17 protein-coding genes are annotated in these 16,802 nt (G+C 67.6%); 11 read left to right on the top strand and 6 right to left on the bottom strand.

The genetic code is table 11. From position 1 onward, the window contains the following. Positions 1 to 65: 65 nt before the first annotated feature. From GBRO_RS22440 to GBRO_RS22420, 5 genes are all read left to right on the top strand, one after another. On the top strand, positions 66 to 800 hold the full coding sequence (locus GBRO_RS22440; protein ID WP_012836139.1) for a TetR/AcrR family transcriptional regulator: 735 nt from the start codon (positions 66 to 68) through the stop codon (positions 798 to 800). Between the two features lie 22 nt (positions 801 to 822). Beyond that, positions 823 to 1,536: a TetR/AcrR family transcriptional regulator gene (locus tag GBRO_RS22435; RefSeq protein ID WP_223372770.1), complete on the top strand. Its 714-nt coding sequence runs from the start codon at positions 823 to 825 to the stop codon at positions 1,534 to 1,536. A 167-nt stretch (positions 1,537 to 1,703) separates the two neighbouring features. Continuing rightward, positions 1,704 to 2,915, top strand: a complete 1,212-nt coding sequence (locus tag GBRO_RS22430; RefSeq protein ID WP_012836137.1) for an acyl-CoA dehydrogenase family protein — start codon at positions 1,704 to 1,706, stop codon at positions 2,913 to 2,915. Continuing rightward, the gene (locus GBRO_RS22425) at positions 2,912 to 3,931 is read left to right on the top strand and encodes a phosphotransferase family protein (protein ID WP_012836136.1); all 1,020 of its coding nucleotides are present in this window, start codon (positions 2,912 to 2,914) and stop codon (positions 3,929 to 3,931) included. The genes GBRO_RS22430 and GBRO_RS22425 overlap by 4 nt, the downstream gene beginning before the upstream one ends. A 52-nt stretch (positions 3,932 to 3,983) precedes the next feature. Continuing rightward, a complete protein-coding gene (locus tag GBRO_RS22420) occupies positions 3,984 to 4,727 on the top strand; it encodes an SDR family NAD(P)-dependent oxidoreductase (RefSeq protein WP_012836135.1) in 744 nt (247 codons plus the stop codon). A 79-nt stretch (positions 4,728 to 4,806) separates the two neighbouring features. Here the strand turns inward: GBRO_RS22420 and GBRO_RS22415 are convergent, their stop codons facing one another. Continuing rightward, positions 4,807 to 5,502, bottom strand: coding sequence for a histidine phosphatase family protein (locus GBRO_RS22415; RefSeq protein WP_012836134.1), 696 nt, complete (start codon positions 5,500 to 5,502; stop codon positions 4,807 to 4,809). Between the two features lie 121 nt (positions 5,503 to 5,623). On the opposite strand from GBRO_RS22415, the gene GBRO_RS22410 reads away from it, so the two are divergent. Further along, positions 5,624 to 6,040 (top strand): VOC family protein, encoded by a 417-nt coding sequence (locus tag GBRO_RS22410; RefSeq protein WP_012836133.1) that lies wholly within the window; start codon positions 5,624 to 5,626, stop codon positions 6,038 to 6,040. Between the two features lie 144 nt (positions 6,041 to 6,184). Here the strand turns inward: GBRO_RS22410 and GBRO_RS22405 are convergent, their stop codons facing one another. Next, entirely contained in the window at positions 6,185 to 7,231 is a 1,047-nt protein-coding gene (locus tag GBRO_RS22405) for a sigma-70 family RNA polymerase sigma factor (protein ID WP_012836132.1), read from the bottom strand. Positions 7,232 to 7,921: 690 nt separating this feature from the next. Here GBRO_RS22405 and GBRO_RS22400 point away from each other — a divergent pair. Continuing rightward, on the top strand, positions 7,922 to 9,112 hold the full coding sequence (locus tag GBRO_RS22400; RefSeq protein ID WP_012836131.1) for an ROK family transcriptional regulator: 1,191 nt from the start codon (positions 7,922 to 7,924) through the stop codon (positions 9,110 to 9,112). A 39-nt stretch (positions 9,113 to 9,151) separates the two neighbouring features. Here GBRO_RS22400 and GBRO_RS22395 read toward each other — a convergent pair whose 3' ends face one another. Then, positions 9,152 to 9,997, bottom strand: a complete 846-nt coding sequence (locus GBRO_RS22395) for an ABC transporter permease (protein ID WP_012836130.1) — start codon at positions 9,995 to 9,997, stop codon at positions 9,152 to 9,154. Next, on the bottom strand, positions 9,994 to 11,136 hold the full coding sequence (locus GBRO_RS22390; RefSeq protein ID WP_012836129.1) for an ATP-binding cassette domain-containing protein: 1,143 nt from the start codon (positions 11,134 to 11,136) through the stop codon (positions 9,994 to 9,996). Before GBRO_RS22390 ends, GBRO_RS22395 begins: the two co-directional genes overlap by 4 nt. Before the next feature lie 244 nt (positions 11,137 to 11,380). Between GBRO_RS22390 and GBRO_RS22385 the strand changes: the two genes are divergently transcribed. The 4 genes from GBRO_RS22385 to GBRO_RS22370 are packed head-to-tail and all read left to right on the top strand — an operon-like array spanning position 11,381 to position 14,490. Then, positions 11,381 to 11,782, top strand: a complete 402-nt coding sequence (locus tag GBRO_RS22385; RefSeq protein WP_012836128.1) for a TOBE domain-containing protein — start codon at positions 11,381 to 11,383, stop codon at positions 11,780 to 11,782. Next, positions 11,782 to 12,555, top strand: coding sequence for a molybdate ABC transporter substrate-binding protein (gene modA, locus GBRO_RS22380; protein WP_012836127.1), 774 nt, complete (start codon positions 11,782 to 11,784; stop codon positions 12,553 to 12,555). Before GBRO_RS22385 ends, modA begins: the two co-directional genes overlap by 1 nt. Positions 12,556 to 12,563: 8 nt before the next feature. Then, positions 12,564 to 13,373 carry an ABC transporter permease gene (locus tag GBRO_RS22375; protein ID WP_012836126.1) on the top strand — a complete coding sequence of 270 codons (810 nt, stop codon included), beginning with the start codon at positions 12,564 to 12,566 and terminating at the stop codon, positions 13,371 to 13,373. A 13-nt stretch (positions 13,374 to 13,386) separates the two neighbouring features. Then, a complete protein-coding gene (locus GBRO_RS22370) occupies positions 13,387 to 14,490 on the top strand; it encodes a sulfate/molybdate ABC transporter ATP-binding protein (RefSeq protein WP_012836125.1) in 1,104 nt (367 codons plus the stop codon). Positions 14,491 to 14,583: 93 nt separating this feature from the next. Here GBRO_RS22370 and GBRO_RS22365 read toward each other — a convergent pair whose 3' ends face one another. Beyond that, positions 14,584 to 15,582 (bottom strand): adenylate/guanylate cyclase domain-containing protein, encoded by a 999-nt coding sequence (locus GBRO_RS22365; RefSeq protein WP_012836124.1) that lies wholly within the window; start codon positions 15,580 to 15,582, stop codon positions 14,584 to 14,586. Then, the gene (locus GBRO_RS22360; RefSeq protein WP_012836123.1) at positions 15,575 to 16,747 is read right to left on the bottom strand and encodes a TetR/AcrR family transcriptional regulator; all 1,173 of its coding nucleotides are present in this window, start codon (positions 16,745 to 16,747) and stop codon (positions 15,575 to 15,577) included. Before GBRO_RS22360 ends, GBRO_RS22365 begins: the two co-directional genes overlap by 8 nt. Positions 16,748 to 16,802 lie beyond the last annotated feature (55 nt).

Genomic DNA, 16,802 nt, shown 5'->3' with positions numbered 1-16,802 from the left:
ATTGTGAAAACGGTTGTTTCCTGATTATTACAACGCGGAACTTAGTCGGGTGTCAACATGTACGTATGGCACGTGAATCCTCGACATCGACCGGCCGGGCCGGCTCCGGTTCGGACTCGGGCGCCACACTCCGCGCCTACGGCGGCGAGGGTGGTGACACGCGCGTCGCGCGCCGTCGGTCTGCGCTCATCGACGCCGGACTCGACCTGCTCGGCGCCGGAGAGAACGCCACGGTCACGGTGCGCGGCGTCTGCCGCCAGGCCGGGCTCACCGCACGCTACTTCTACGAGAGCTTCGAATCGGTCGACGAACTCGTCGGGGTGCTCTACGACGAGGTGATCAGCGAGCTCGCCGATGCCGGGCTGCGCGCCTTCGACGAAGGCTCGGACATGGAGTCCAAGGTGCGCGGCGGGGTCACGGCGATGGTCGATATCATTGCCGCTGACCAGCGCAAAGGTCGTCTGCTGTTCTCTCAGTCCCTGCAGAGTCCGGTGATCGCCGCCAAGCGGATGGAGTCGACGACACTCTTCGCCGGCCTGACCCTGCAGAGCGCGTCCGGAGTGATCGATCTCGATCCCGAACTGGGGTCCGGTGCCGCCTTCGGCATCGCGCACTACCAGGTGGGCGGCCTGAGCCGGTTGCTGGCGGCGTGGGTCGAAGGGGATGTGGACATGACGCGCGACGCCATCGTCGACCTCAGCGTCCGACTGCTTCTTGCGCCCGCCGAACTGTTCCATGTCCACGGGCTGATCGACCGGGCGGGTGGTGGCCGGTCCAACGCCGCTGAGAGTTCCACCTGAGCGTGCCGCTATCTTGGAACCCATGACTGGCCGGGCTGGGGATGCGGACGTGCGCGCTGGGACACCCGATTCCGTCGAGCACGAGACCGGGTCGTCGAATCCCGGCCCGGGGGCGGTGGTCGCGGACGGCGACGGTACGGGTCACTGGCGTGACTACGGTGCTGCTGAACTGCCTGTTCCGCTCGCCGCGGCGCTCGCGGCGTTTGCCGAACACGGCTATCACGGCACGTCGGTACGTGAGATCGCGGCGCGGGCCAACCTCTCGGTACCCGGGCTCTATCACCACTACCCGTCCAAACAGTCCCTGCTGCAAGGGTTGCTCGAACGCACCATGACCGACCTGCTGGCTCGCTCCGAACTCGCGATCGCCGAGGCCGGACCCGAACCGGTCAAGCAGTTCGACGCGGTCGTCGAATCACTGCTGCGGTTCCACATGTACCGGCGTGAGCAGGCCTTCGTGGGGTCGACGGAGATCCGCAGTCTCGACGACAGCTACCGCCAGACCTACATCGGACACCGGGATCGTCAGCAGCACATGGTCGACGAGATCGTCTTCGCCGGCGTCAGCGCCGGTGATTTCACGACGCAGTACCCCAAGGACGCGAGTCGTGCGGTGACGACGATGTGTGTCGGGGTGTCAACGTGGTTCAAGCTCGACGGTGAACTCGGCGCGGATGAGCTGATCGCGCGGAACCTGCAGATCGCGCGGGACACCGTCGGCTACAGCGCAGAGTGACGAACGCAGACTGACGAACGCAGACTGACGACACCCACTTGACCCTCGACGGCCGGACTGGCATCGTATGGCGTGGCCGAACGATCGCTCGGTCGGCATGCTTGATCCGGCGCAACGCCGAGCGTCGAGCGCAGTGCCCGAGAAACCGCCCCGCGCGAGGAGACCCGATGCCCATAAACCTGCGCCACGATCCCGAGGTCGCGGACATCGTCGAGAAGGCGAACCGCTTCATCCGCGACTACGTGTTGCCGCTCGAGGACGCGGCAGCCGGTGACATCACGGCGGCCGGCGGCGACGACCTGCGGCGCGAGATGAATGCCAAGGCCAAGGCGGAGGGGATCTTCGCGCCGCACGCGCCCGTCGAGTTCGGCGGCCTCGGCCTCGACATGTGCGACCGCGCGCCCGTCTTCGAGGCGGCCGGATACTCGACCTTCGGTCCGGTGGCGTTGCACATCGGCGCCCCCGACGAGGGCAATGTGCACATGCTCGCGCACATCGCCAGCGACGTGCAGCGTGAGAAGTACCTCGGTCCGCTCGCGACCGGTGAGGTGCGGTCGGCGTTCGCGATGACCGAGCCGTCGCCGGGTGCCGGCTCCGACCCGAATGCGTTGCGCACCATGGCCACCAAGGTCGACGGTGGCTGGAAGATCAACGGCGAGAAGCGATTCATCACCGGTGCCGACGGTGCGGGCTTCTTCATCATCATGGCACGCACCGCGGGCGCACCTGGTGATCGTGGCGGGGCGACGATGTTCCTGGCTCCTGCCCAGACGCCGGGGATCACGGTCAAGCGGCACATCCACACCACCGACAAGTCGATGATCGGCGGGCATTGCGAGGTCGACTTCGTCGATGTCTTCGTCCCCGACGAGGACATCCTCGGCGAGGTCGACGAGGGCTACCGTTACGCACAGGTCCGGCTCGGCCCGGCCCGCATGACGCACGTGATGCGCTGGCTCGGCGCGGCCACCCGCTGCCACGACGTCGCCGTCGAATACGTCGCTACGCGTGAGGGATTCGGTGGTCGGCTCGGTGACCTCGGCATGATCCAGCAGATGGTCGCCGACAACGAGATCGATCTGGCCGCCACGCGTGCACTGCTGCTCAAGGCCTGCTACGAACTCGACCAGGGTAATCACGCGTCCAACGAGACGTCGATCGCCAAGACCTTTGCTGCCGAGGCCTATTCGCGCATTGCTGATCGCAGCATCCAGATGTGCGGTGGTCTCGGTGTCTCCGAGGACATGCCGCTGGCGCGGTTGCAGCAGGAGTTGCGTCCGTTCCGGATCTACGACGGCCCCTCCGAGGTCCATCGGTGGGCCATCGCGCGTCGTACCGTGGGCCGGGCCCGCAAGGCGCTCGAGGCGAAGAACCGATGACGGCCGTCGAGACCGCTCTCGACGCGGATCGGTTGCGGCAGTTCCTGATCGACTCGGGTGTGCCGGTCGCCGGTGACCTGCAGATCGACCTGATCTCCGGCGGCAAATCGAATCTCACCTTCGCGGTGACCGACGGGTCGTCGCGCTGGGTGGTGCGCCGCCCGCCGACCGGCGGCCTGACGCCGTCGGCCCATGACATGGGACGCGAGTGGGCAGTGACTTCGGCGCTGCAGGATACGGCCGTGCCGGTGGCGGAGACCGTTGCCTTCGATGCGGACGGCTCGGCGATCGGAGCGCCCTGCACCGTCGTCGGATTCATCGACGGCGCCGTCGTGCGGACGGCGGCGGACCTGGAGGCCTACTCCGACGCGGATGTCGCCGCCAACATCGATGCACTGGTGCGGACTCTCGCCGATCTGCACGCGGTGGACTACCGTGCCGTCGGACTCGGCGAGTTCGGCCGGCCGGCGGGATTCGCTGCGCGGCAGGTGAAGTTGTGGGCCCGGCAGTGGGGTCACGTGCATACCCGCGAGCTACCCGACGTGGACAAACTGGTTGCCGCACTGTCTGAGCGTGTGCCGGAGCAGTCGCGAGAAACGGTGGTGCACGGCGACTTCCGCGTCGACAACACCATTATCGCCGCTGACGATCCGGGTCGGATCGCGGCCGTCGTCGACTGGGAGATGTCGACGCTCGGTGACCCGATCACCGACGTCGCGCTGATGTGCGTATACCGGCAGCCGATCTTCGACACGGTGCTCGGCTTCTCCGCCGCGTGGACCAGCGACCGCTATCCCGACGCCGATGAGATCGCACAGCGCTACGCCACCGTCTCCGGAGCCGACCTGGGGGACTGGGATTTCTATCTCGGCCTGGCCAACCTGAAGCTCGGTGTGATCGCCGAGGGCATCACCCATCGCGCGCGGGCGGGTGCGTCGTCGGGCGACGGCGCCGAGAACGCCGCCGAGGCGACGGCCGAGTTCATCGCGCGGGGATTGCGTTGCGTGGCACAGTAGTGACGCGTCCGGGACGCGTATTTCGTCGAGAAGTACAGGGGGACAGGAACTCATGAGCTCTGCTGACACCAAGGTCGCGTTGGTGACCGGCGCATCACGTGGTATCGGTGCCGCCATTGCCGAACGATTCGCCTCGGAGGGTTGGGATCTCACCATCAGCTCGCGTGGCCAGGAGGCGCTCGAGAAACGTGCCGCCGAGTTGCGTGAGCGTGGCGCCGGTCGGGTGGAGGTGATCCCCGCCGACATGACCGATCCCGATGCGGTGGCGGGACTCGCGACCGCACACGCCGAGGGGTTCGGGCGGTGCGATGCGCTCGTGATAAACGCCGGCATGGGTCAGAAGGGGGCCATCGCCGATCTTCCCGTCCGTCGCTTCGACCGGCTCTACCAGGTCAACGTTGCGGCACCGTACATCCTGTTGCAGACGTTGCTGCCGACGCTGCGTTCCACCGCCGACACTGCTGGCAAGTCGAAAGTCATTGCGGTGGCCTCGATCACGGGTGTCTATCCGGAACCTGAGCTGTCCGCCTACGGCGCCACCAAGGCTGCGCTGATCTCGCTGTGTGAGACCTTCAATCTGGAGGAATCCGAACGTGGCGTGAGTGCGACGACCATCGCGCCCGGCTACGTCGACACCGACATGTCGGAGTGGACCAAGGGCACCATCCCCGGCGATCAGATGATCACCGTCAATGACGTTGCCACCATTGTTCATTCGGTGACCCAGCTGTCGCGCTATGCGGTGCTGCCCAACGTGGTGCTCACTCGACCGGGAAGCAACCTGCATCGGGCGTGACCCACCAGTTTTCGGCAAAGCCACCACCTCTTCGCGTGGTGGGTTTGCCGAAAAGTGGTGGATGGGTTGTCGTGAACGTTCAGCGGAACGTCGACACTCCGCCGTCACGATCGGCGAGATGCCCGTGTTCGTTGAACGACACGAGTGAGACGCCGCTACGCCCGAAGATGAGCTTGGTGACCGACGCGTTCACCATGGTGCGTGCCATGGTGGGCCACCGCTGGGCGGGGATGTCCCAGAGCTGCGCGATCCATTGGGTGATGGAGCCGGCCGACGACACCACCAGCACCGTCTGCCCGGAGCCGGCGAGTTCGGTGGCGCGGGCCGCGGCGTCGGCGATCCGGCGGGCGAAATGGGGGTAGGTCTCGTCGGGGCCGTCGACCTCGCCGGCCTCGCCCGCGGAGATCCACTCGGCCAGCCCGGCGTCGAGCTTGCGCTGATAGCTGCGGCCGTCGTGGTAGAGCTCCGCGCCCACCGAGCCCACCAGAGCTGGTAGCTCGTACTCGTTCCACCCGGCGTCGACGATGGGGCTGGGCGCACCGTCGAAGGCGCTGAGAACCCCTGCCAACGTCTGGGTCTGGCGGGGGAGGTCACCGCTGATGGCTGCGGTGATGGTCTCCACCTGGCCGGCGAGCATCGCACCGGTGAGCTTGGCCTGCACATCGCCGGTCCGGGTGAGTCCGCCCGGACCGTTGGAGACGTCGGCTTCGGCGTCGTCGACCCCGTACGCGAGGGCATTGGCCTGACCATGCCGGACCAGATAGATCACTCCCATGCATCGAGCCTATGCGGGCCACGATGAGTTCGGAGCGCCGGGATGGTCTGCATTCTGAGGCGGTCCCACGTCACCGGAGACTCCGGTGCGCTCCGACCGGCCTTGCTGGGAGTGCCGCGCCGTGACGCCGATGATGTTCGTCAACCTGCCCGTCGTTGACCCCGCGCGGTCGCGGGCGTTCTTCACCTCGCTCGGGTTCCGCTTCGACGCGATGTTCTGCGACGAGGGCACTCTGTGCATGATCATCAACGACGCCACGATGGTGATGCTGCACGAGCGTCGTCGCTTCGCCGGTTATGCGGCGTGGCCGTCGGGCCACCGGCTCCCTCCCGGCCGGGAGGCATTGCTTGCCGTGTCGGCCGACTCGCGACATGAGGTCGACAGATTTGCCGACGCCGCGCTCGCCGGTGGCGGCACGCATCTGCGTGACGCCGACGACCTCGGGTTCATGTACTGCCGCAGCTTCTGTGACCCCGACGGGCACGCCTGGGAGATCGTCTGGATGGACCCGTCGTCGATCCCGGCAACCGACGACTGACGGCCTCGTCGACCGTGCCGGCCAACTCGTTCATCGCGCACAGACTCGTCGGGCGTCACCGGGCACACCTGGTCAACGCAATTCAGCGCCCGGTCAACGGGATCGGCGCCCGGTGAACGTGTTCACCTGCACAACCGACGGGTGTCAGTGCCAGGGGCTCGGGGCGGTGCGGGCGGGCGCGTCGTAGGGGGTCGCCGGGAGACCGAACCGGGCGAAGTCCTCTTCCATCGTGTCGCTGAAGAAGGCGACCACGTACTGGACCTTCCCGCTCGGATCGAGGTCGAGGACCTGCAACTGGAAGGGCCGGTGCACGCCGTCGGGCTCACGCATGTACAAGCCGAAGGCTGGCTGTCCATTCGCGACGGCCGGCAGCAGGATCTGGTCGCCGGGACCCTCGGCCGGGCAATTGCGGCGGATGAGAGTGCCGATCTGCTCGGCCCCCTGATACCAACCGGTGAAGGGCGGCATCTCCCAGATCGCCTTGTCGGTGAACAGTTCGACAATCGCGTCCACGTCATACCGCTCGAAGGCGGACACGTACTTGGCCAGGAGTGCACGCTGCGCCTCGTCGTCGAGCGTCGACGACGTCTCCTGCGTGGGCCGCGACGATTTGAGCTGCTCGCGGGCCCGCTGCAACAGGCTGTTGACCGTGGCGGTGGTGACGCCGAGGGTGTCGGCGACCTCGGCGGCCTTCCACTGCAACACATCCCGCAGGATCAGGACGGCCCGCTGCCGCTCGGGCAGATGCTGCAGCGCGGCGATGAAAGCGAGCCGGACGGATTCGCGGGCGCCGACGACGTAGGCCGGGTCGGCGTCGTCGCCGGGGGAGACGTCGTCGACGGTGCCGGTGAACGGTTCCAGCCACGGCACCTCGTGATCCTGCAGCAGATCGTCGGTGGGATCGAAGGCGTCGCCACCCAGACCGGACGGAAGGGGACGACGCTGCCTGCTCTGCAGCGCGGTCAGGCAGGTGTTGGTGGCGATCTTGTGCAGCCAGGTCCGCACCGACGAGCGGTGATCGAACTTCGAGTACCCGCGCCACGCCCGCAGGTAGGTGTCCTGGGTCAGGTCCTCGGCGTCGTGGTGCGACCCCATCATCCGGTAGCAGTGCGCGACGATCTCCCGCCGGAAGGGCTCGGTGACCTGCAGGAACTCGGCGTCGGACCCTGCGGTGGCCGTGGTTGTGGTCATGCTCACAATTTACCCGGCGACTCCGACAAGCACGACCCGGCGCAGACGGTCGCCGCCGCGGTGGCTGAGCACGATCGCCGAGGTCGACGCGTGCCGGCGCCCAGGCTTTCGGCCCAGGCTGAGCACAACCCGCGCCAACGGGCGGATTCGGCCCTATTGTCGCCGGTGAACGCCCCTGTGCGCACCTGCCGGACCCCGGCTGACCAGCGGTGGGACGCTTGCCAGACTTCGCGTGCCATTGCTAACTTGATCGCCATGACGAGCGTCCGCAGTACCCACCTGGAGGTCACCTATGTGACCACCGCGCTGGGCTGCCGACTGCCGTTTGCCCGTGTGCTCTGTTGTTGTCGAATGCGCTGACCCGACCCACTGCTGTCCCGAATCTGGCGCAGGTCGTCCGTTCGGACGGGGTCGAAACTCCCGAACTTTCGCATCAGCCCGCCCGTCCCGTGAGGATGTGGCGCTTTCGACGAGGACACCATGACCACCACTCTCGGCCCCCGCAGTACCCCCGTCCGCTCTTCTGCAGCCGCCCGTTCCGGGCTGGCCGGTCGCACTGCGTCGCCCACCCGCCAACCCGTACCGTTGGCCTACGGTTCACGCTCACTCGAGCGTCAACGACTCGAGCCGGCCCGACGGCCCGCATCGGCGGCTCGTCGACCGGCCCGGACGGCGAAGGGAGATGGCCGCGTGCACGTGGCGACGCCGCACCTCGAGCTGTCGACGAAACCCGCCGCGCTGGTGCTGCGCGCCGCACGACTGTCCGGACCGCTGTTCCGCGACGACGCCGCCGCCCGGACCGGGCTGTCCATCTCGACGGTCAACCGGCAGGTAGGAGCCCTGCTGCGAGCTGGTCTGATCCGCGAGCGCGCCGATCTCGCCCCGGCCGGCGCGATCGGTCGCCCGCGCTTGCCGTTCGAGATCAACGTCAGCGACTTCCTGACCGTGGGCATCCACATCGGCCTCAAGGTCACCTCCATCACCACCCATGATCTGCTGCACCGCGTTGTGGGTGCCATCCAGATCCCCACCCCGGTGGCCGAATCGCCGGAAGCGACGCTCGCCGTCATCGGCGCCAGCGCCCGTCGGTTCGCGGCGCGCTGGACCGGACGCCGCGTGTTGTGGGCGGGGGTCGCCATCGGCGGCAAGGTCGGAACCGGCGGCGTGGTCGATCATCCGCGGCTCGGCTGGCAGGGCGCGCCCGTCGGCCGCGTGATCGCGGAGAACCTGGGCCTGCCCGTCTCGGTGGCCTCGCACGTGGAGGCGATGGCCGCAGCCGAACTGGTGGTCAATCCCGACGACGCGTCGGATCCGACGAAGTCGGACGAGGAGAAGTCGAGCTTCCTCTACTTCTACGCCCGCGAGATGGTCGGTGTGGCCTTCAGCGTCGGCGGTACTGTGCATACGCCGACGGCCGGTCCGCCGGTCATCGGGCATTTCCCGACGGGTGCGACCACCCGTCTCGACCCCACCCGCACCGGACAGCTGGAACCGACCGTCAGCGACACGGGGATCGTGGAAGCTGCTCAGGCGCTAGGACTTTCGGTGTCCGAGATCGAGGATGTGCACGTCTTGGCGCGCGACGGTGATGCCGTGGCGCGCGAGATCCTGGAGGAGCGCGCACGGGTGCTCGGTCGCACCATCGGCCTGGTCGCCGACATCTTCAACCCCGACCACATCATCCTGGGCGGCCAGGCGTTCACCGACTACCCGGCCACCCTGCCGGTGGTGGCGAGGGCGGTCCGGGAGACCTCGGTGTCGTCGAAGCGCGATGTGCGCGTGTCGCATTCGGGTGCCACCGTCCAGCAGCAGGCGGCGGGGGCGGTCTCGCTCGACGCGATCTACAACGACCCGCTCGAGGCGGTGGGCTTCACCGCCTGACAGGGCCTCCTGCTGGTTGAGCGGCCGCCCTCCAGCCCCCTAGTCCGAGGTGCGCTTGTAGTAGGCACGCAACGCGAACGGTGCGAAGACTACCGTCAGCACCAGCGCCCACAGCAGGGTGGCGATCACCGGATGTTGCAGCGGCAGTGCGGCTTCGGAGCCGAAGGCCGGTCCGTTGCCCCACAGCACACGCAGCGCCTGCACCAGTGACGACATCGGATTCCACTCGGCGATGGTGCGCAGCCAGGTGGGCATCGGGTCGGTCGGCACAAAGGCGTTGGACAGGAACGTGATCGGGAACAGGGTGGAGAACATGAACCCGTTGACGGCCTCGACCGAACGCAGCCACGACCCGATCAGGATGCCGAACCAGATCATCCCGAAGCCGAACAGCAGCAGCAGCGCGAAGGCCAGGACCGCCTCGCCGAAGGAGTTGCGGATGCGCCAGCCGATGGCCAGGCCGGTCAGGGCCATCACGACGATGCCGATCGACGAGTGCAGCAGACTCGCGACGCTGCGGCCGATGAGCACCGACGATGGATGGATGGGTAGTGACCGGAAGCGGTCGATGATGCCCTTCTCCAGGTCGGCGGTGATGCCGGTGGCCACGATGAAGGCCGTGAACACGATCGTCTGGCCCATGATGCCGGGCAGCAGGAACTCCTTGTAGGAGGCGCTGTCGGTCTGGATCGAGGCGCCGAAGACGTAGGCGAACAGCACCACGAACATGATGGGCTGGATCGTCACGTCGGACAGCATCTCGGGCATGCGTCGGGTATGGATCATGTTGCGTTTCACCATGATCCAGGCCTGCTGGAAGATATTGGTCGGGTGGGTCAGGTCGGCGGAGGCGAGGGTGGGTCCCCCGGTTGCGGTGACGGTCATCGGTTGGTCTCCTCAGTGTTGGCGCCGGCGTCGCCGTCGCGTGGTGTGCGCCCTTGAGCACCGCTCTTCGTCGTCGCTGCGCTCCTTGCGGCCTCCTCCTGCATCGCGGCGCGGCGCACGCCAGTGTTGGCGTCGCCGTCGCGCGTGGTTTCGTCCTCGGCGCGATGCCCCGTGAGCGACAGGAAGACGTCGTCGAGGGAGGGGCGGGCCAGGCCCAGGTCGTCGACGGCGATGCCGCTCTCGTCGAACCAGCCGACCACCCGGTTGAGGTCAGCAAGCCCGCCCGCGGCGGTGGTGAGCCGCCGCGCACCGGCGTCGATGAAGACGTCGGCACCGGTCTTGCGCAGCAATGCCTCGGCTTCGGGGATGTCTGCGGCGTCGGAGACGGTGAGGACCAAACTGGCCGCCCCCGCCTGCTCCTTCAGTTGCATGGGCGTGCCGTGGGCGATGATCTTGCCCTTGTCGATCACCACGATGTCGTCGGCGAGTTGGTCGGCCTCTTCGAGGTACTGCGTGGTGAGCAGCAACGTGGTGCCCTGGGCGACGAGGCCGCGCAACACATCCCAGAGTTCGGAGCGGCTGCGCGGATCGAGTCCGGTGGTGGGTTCGTCGAGGAACAGCACCGGCGGGCTGGCCAGCAGGCTGACGGCGAGGTCGAGGCGTCGGCGCATACCGCCCGAGTACGACTTGACCTGCTTGTTGGCCGCCTCGGTGAGCGAAAACTGTTCCAGCAGTTCGTCGCCGCGTCGTGCGAGTTCCCGGCGTCCGATGCCGTACAACCCGCCGATCATGCGGATGTTCTCGCGGCCGGACAGGATCTCGTCGACCGTCGCTGCCTGCCCGGTGAGGCCCATGTTGCGGCGGACGGCGTCGGGTTCGGCGATGACGTCGTGCCCGGCGATGCGCGCGGTCCCGCTGGTCGGCGGTGACAGTGTGGTCATCATGCGGACGGTGGTGGTCTTCCCGGCGCCGTTGGGTCCGAGCAGACCCAGGACGGAACCTTGGCCGACGGTGAAGCTGACGCCGTCGACGGCGGTGAAGTCACCGAAACGCTTGACGAGATCGATGGCTTCGATGGCGATGTCGGCGTCGTGGGTGGGGCGCTGGGCTTTCAGCGCCGGAGCCGTTGGTGAGGTCATGTTTCTCCACGCTATCGGGGTGGTCCGACAATTGGCGAAGGGTTTTCGCCACCTGTCCGTTGGTTGGACGAGAAGGCAGACCGCAGCCACGCCCCCAACTCATCGGTGAGGCCGATTCGGACAATCCGTACGCGGTCCCTTAGACCGTAGGAGTTCAACCGCGGTTGAGGTCAAGCGCCCCCGTGGTCCGCAGTATCGCGTTTATGCGTGCTCTTTCTCCGCGTATGCGGATAGCATCACGGTGATGAACGCTATTCGAGTTCGTGAGGCCGCCCTACTCCTCGGCGTCAGCGACGACACCCTCCGACGGTGGATCGCGGCCGGCGAGTTGACGGCTGCCGACGACGGGGGTGTGCAGGCCGTCGACGGTGCCGAACTCGCCGCCCTGGCACGACGCCGCGCCGGCGATCCGCCGAACGACGGTTCGGATGTGCTGCGCTCGGCGCGCAACCGGTTCACCGGGTTGGTCACCGAAACCGTACTCGACGGTGTGATGGCACAGGTGACGTTGCAGTGCGGACCGTTCGAGGTGACGTCGTTGATGAGCTCCGAGGCCGCACGTGAACTCGGACTCGAACCCGGCGTGGTGGCAACGGCCGTCGTCAAGGCAACGACGGTGATCGTCGAACGGAGACGAGGGAACTGATGAAGAGACACCTGGTCGGCATGGTGCTGCCCGTGCTCGTGGTGGCGGGGCTCGTGGTGGCGGGATGCTCGTCGGGCGACGATTCCGCGCCACCCTCCTCGGGTGCCCCGGCGACCCTGCACGTCTACGCGGCGGCGTCGTTGAAGAAGACCTTCACCGCCATCGCCGCGGAGTTCGAAAAGAGCCACCCCGGTGTCACCGTCGTCCCGTCCTTCGCCGGATCGTCGACGCTGGTCAACCAGATCAAGCAGGGCGCGCCCGCCGATGTCTTCGCCAGCGCCGACGAAGCCAACATGACCAAACTCGGCGACAAGGCGACCGATCCCAGGATCTTCGCCACCAACACCCTGGTAATCGTCACCGCACCGGGAAACCCCAAGGGCATCAGGACCTTTGCCGCCCTCAACAAGTCAGGGGTGACGACGGTGATCTGCCAGGTCGCGCAACCCTGTGGCGCCGCGACGAAGGCAGTGGAACGCAACACCGGCATCACCGTGAGCGCCGCCTCGGAGGAGGAATCGGTGAGCGCCGTGCTGACCAAGGTGACTTCGGGGCAGGCCGACGCGGGCGTCGTCTACGTCACCGACGCCAAGGGCGCAGGTGACAAGGTCGCGACCGTCGTCGACCCGGCGTTCGCCGCGGTCGTCAACCGGTACCCGATCGCCACCGTCAGCGGGGCGGCCAATGACACGCTCGGTAAGGAGTTCGTCGACGCGGTGCTCAGTCCGGCAGGTCAGCACATCCTGGCCGACGCGGGGTTCGGGCCCCCCTGATCGTTGCCATGACCATGCCGAAGTCCGCTGCCGTCCGGGTGATCCCGCGGTGTCTGTATCTGCCTGCCGCGCTCGGCGTGCTGCTGATCGTTCTGCCGCCACTCGCGCTGATCGCCAAGACGCCATGGGATTCCTTTGTCGCACAGGTGACTTCCGAGTCGTCGAAGCAGGCTCTGGTGCTGTCGCTGCAGACGGCATCGGCCAGCACCGTGCTGTGCCTGCTGCTCGGTGTACCGATGGCGGTGATCTTCGCCCGGCACGACGGTCTGCTTGTCCGGCTGCTGCGGTCGCTGGTGCTGCTGCCGCTCGTATTGCCGCCCGTCGTCGGGGGCATCGCGCTGCTCTACACGTTCGGCCGATTCGGTCTGGTCGGGGAGCACCTGCGCGCCGTCGGCATCGACATCGCGTTCACCTCCACCGCGGTGGTCCTCGCGCAAACCTTTGTGGCCCTGCCCTTTCTGGTGATCAGCACCGAAGGCGCGCTGCGGGTCACCGGAACCCGGTATGAAGAGGTGGCCGCGACGCTCGGCGCCGGGCCCACCCGTACGTTGTGGCGCATCACCGTGCCGCTCGTCGCACCCGCGGTATTGGCCGGGACGGTGCTGGCTTTCGCCCGGGCGATGGGCGAATTCGGCGCGACGATCACCTTCGCGGGCAACGCACCCGGCATCACCCAGACCGCCCCGCTGGCGATCTACGTGGCGGCGATCGACGACCCGACCGAGGCGATCCCGCTGTCGCTGATCCTGGTGCTGGTGTCGTTGGTGGTGGTCGTCGCGGTACACAGCCGGCGCCGAGACCGGACGGCGACACTGTGACCACGGGTGCACTGTGACAACGACATCCGCCGCCGACCTGAGCGTCTGGATCACCCTGCCGACGCCGTCGATGCGGGTGGATCACACCTTCGCCGCCGGAAGCACCACCGCGGTCGTCGGGCCCAACGGGGCCGGGAAGACGACGCTGCTCCGGGCGATCGCCGGTCTGCTGAACGGCGGTGAGTCGCGGATAGCTCTGGGAAACGAGCTCTTTCACGGCCGAGGACGGCCGGTGCCGGTGCATCGACGGGGCATCGCGCTCCTCGGACAGGATGCCGGGCTGTTTCCGCACCTGTCCGTGCGCGCGAATGTGGCCTTCGCGCCGGCGTCGCAACGTCTCCCGCGCCGAGAGGTCACCCTGCGAGCCGACCGCTGGCTCGATGCGCTCGACGTCGTCGATCTCGCCGATCGCAAGCCCGCTCAGCTGTCCGGCGGTCAGGCACAGCGGGTCGCGATCGCCCGGGCGCTGGCGGCACAACCTCGGGTCTTGCTGCTCGACGAGCCATTTCGGGCGCTCGACGTCGATGTCGCGGCCCGGCTGCGTGCGCTGTTGCGTGATCTGCTCGCCGACCGTTCGCGCACCACGCTGATCGTCACCCATGACGTCGTGGATGCCGTCGGTCTCGCCGATGACATCCTGGTGATCGAGACCGGCCGCGTGGTCCAGTCCGGCCCCACCCGCGAGGTGTTGTCGGTGCCGGCGAGTCGGTTCGCGGCGTCGTTGTCGGGGCTCAATCTCTTTGTCGGCGAACTGGAATCGCCGAACATCGTCGTCGACGCCGTCGGTAACCGGGTGGTCGGGACGGCGCGCGAGGAGCTTGACGCCGGGAAGCGTGGTGCCGCGGTGTTCGCGCCGCGCTCGGTGGCCGTGTACGCCGATGTGCCGCATGGCAGTCCGCGCACCGTCATGCAGGGCACGGTCACCGACCTCGCACCCAGTGGCGATCATGCCCTCGTCGCGTGTGCGGTGGGCACCCAGACCGTGCAGGCGGAGGTGACCTGGGATGCGGTGGCCGACCTGGACGTGCGGATCGGGGCGTCGGTATACCTGGTGGTGAAGGCCAGCGAGGTGGGCATCTACGGTTCCGCGGGCGCCGTCCTGCCCGGCGAAAAGTAGGGGAAGGATTTCTTTCCCCGGGATTTGGTTCCTTCGGCGAGAAAATTGTCGGGGAGGATTACGAAAGTGGGGGAAGGAATCCTTCCCCCACTTTCAGGCGCCGACGCCGCGGTCGAGCGCCTCGCGGAGCTCCGTCTCGGCGTCGTCGCCGGGTTCGGGGATGGCGACGTTCTCGGCTCGACGGTCCACGTCGAGCGTATACGCGTGCAAGCGGCGATAGCCCCGAACACTCAGGGTGGGAATGGATTTGACGAAGAACCGGTTGTCGTCGCGCAGCGCCGCGGCCACCGACTCGTCGATCAGGGTCTTGCCCTGGCGGGCTGACCCGCAGAGGCGCGCAGCGATGTTCACCGTCTCGCCGAAGACGTCGCCGAGCCGGGTCAGCACCGGACCGCGCGCGAGGCCGACCCGCAGCGCCGGGATGGGTGCCGACTCGCTGAGCCGGTGGATTCCGATGGCGGCCATCGCCGCCGACCGCGGGTCGCCGAAGGTGAACATCACCGCATCGCCCAGATTCTTGATGACGTAACCGTCGAGCCCGACGACGATCTCGTGGGTGCGTTCCTCGAACGCATCGAGGATTTCCTCGAGGTCGGCGAAACCGATCCGCCGCGACAGACTCGTGTAGCCGACGATGTCGGCGAAACCCACTGTGACGTCGGCCTGATCACCGTGCTCGTGGCCGGCGTCGCGTTCGAGGGCCAGTGCGAGATGCCGACGCCAGATGTGGTGCTGGATCTGTCCGAGGGCATGCGCCATCTCATCCATCGACCACGGCAGGTCGGGATTGGCCTCGAGTTGACGCAACTGGTCGGCCTGCCAGTCGGCCAGCCGGGCCATCGCCTGTCCGATGGCGCGGGCGGTGGCGACCTGAACCGGCTCGGGCATCGAGTGCTCGCTGTGCACCAGAAGTCGCAGCGCCGCAACCTCGTCGGGGTCGAGGGGTTTGTCGATGCCGCTGCCGTGCGGCAGGCCGAACGCATTCCAGATCTTCTCCGCGTACGCGTGTGAGATGCCGAGTTCGGCGACGAGTTCGTCGCGCGTGTACAGGGGTTGCGACACTTCGGGTTGCGACACCCCGGGTTCAGACATCCAGCACGCCCTTCATCAGGTAGGCCATCCGGGCCGCGAACTCGGGGTGATTCACCCCGCGCCGCATCCGCACCGCGTCGTTGACGATGGACAGCGCGGCATGGACGGCCACCGCGCCCTGATCGCGTCGCAGACCCGGATCGACCTGGATGAGCAGGTCGATCCATCGTGCTACATAGCGTCGCTGGATGTCGAGGAGTTCGGCCGCACCGGACTGTCCGCGCATCGCGGTCGAACTGTTGAACGCCACCGAGAGGTCGGTGGTGCTGGTGATCACCGTGACATAGGAATCGATCAGCAGGGCAAGCAGTTTGGCGGGATCGGAAGTGGCGGCGAAGGAGGCGATGACCCCGGCCTCCAGCCACATCGCGCTGCGCTGCCCGATGCCGACGAGGATCGCCAGCTTCGACGGGAAGTGTTTGTACACACTGGGACCGGCGATGCCGACCGCGGCGCCGATCTCGTCGATCCCCACATCGGTATAACCGCGAGCGGCAAACAGTTCGGCTGCCGCGTCGAGGATCTCGTCGCGTCGGGTCGCGGTGACCGCGGCCACCGGTGCGGCGACGTCGAGGGCCGGCGCCGACGCCGGACGCAATGCGACGACGCGTCGGATCATCTTCTCGAGTTCCTCGCGTGCCCGGGCCGCGGACATCCGGGAGTGGTGCACGGTCAGGCTTCCGCACACGCTGAGGCTGGCCCAGGCGAGTTGCACCGCTTCGCGGTCGGTGAGGTCGTCGCGACCGTCGGCCAGTGCCGAGGCCCACTTGCCGATGACCTCGCGGGTGCGCAGGGCAACCTGCTTGTTCTGCTCGACGGTGAGGTAGTTGCTGGTCCACCGCCACAGCGACGCCGCCTGCGGACGCTGCACGCCCAGCGTGCACACCGAGGCGATGAGTTCGTCGGTGTCCGCGCCGTCGGCCAGCGCGCGTTCGGTGCAGACCTCCAACTCGTCGACGCCGGCGAGGACGGCGGCCTCGAGCAGCGCCTGCTTGTCGTCGAAATGCCGGTACACCGACGGGGCCGTCACCCCGGCCGAGCGGGCGATGTCGGCCAGCGACACCTGCGGGTAACCACGACGCAGGAACAGCTCGGCGGCGCTGGCGACGAGCTGGCGTTTGGTGTCGGCGCCGCGGGTGCGTCCGGACGGCTTCTGTGCAGGCATGGTGAACCGACCATAGCGCACGTTTGGGGATTGTCGAGGCCGACTGACCACCAGG

The sequence above is a fragment of the Gordonia bronchialis DSM 43247 genome (assembly GCF_000024785.1).
GTDB lineage: Bacteria > Actinomycetota > Actinomycetes > Mycobacteriales > Mycobacteriaceae > Gordonia > Gordonia bronchialis.
This window is presented reverse-complemented; position numbering and strand designations above follow the sequence as displayed.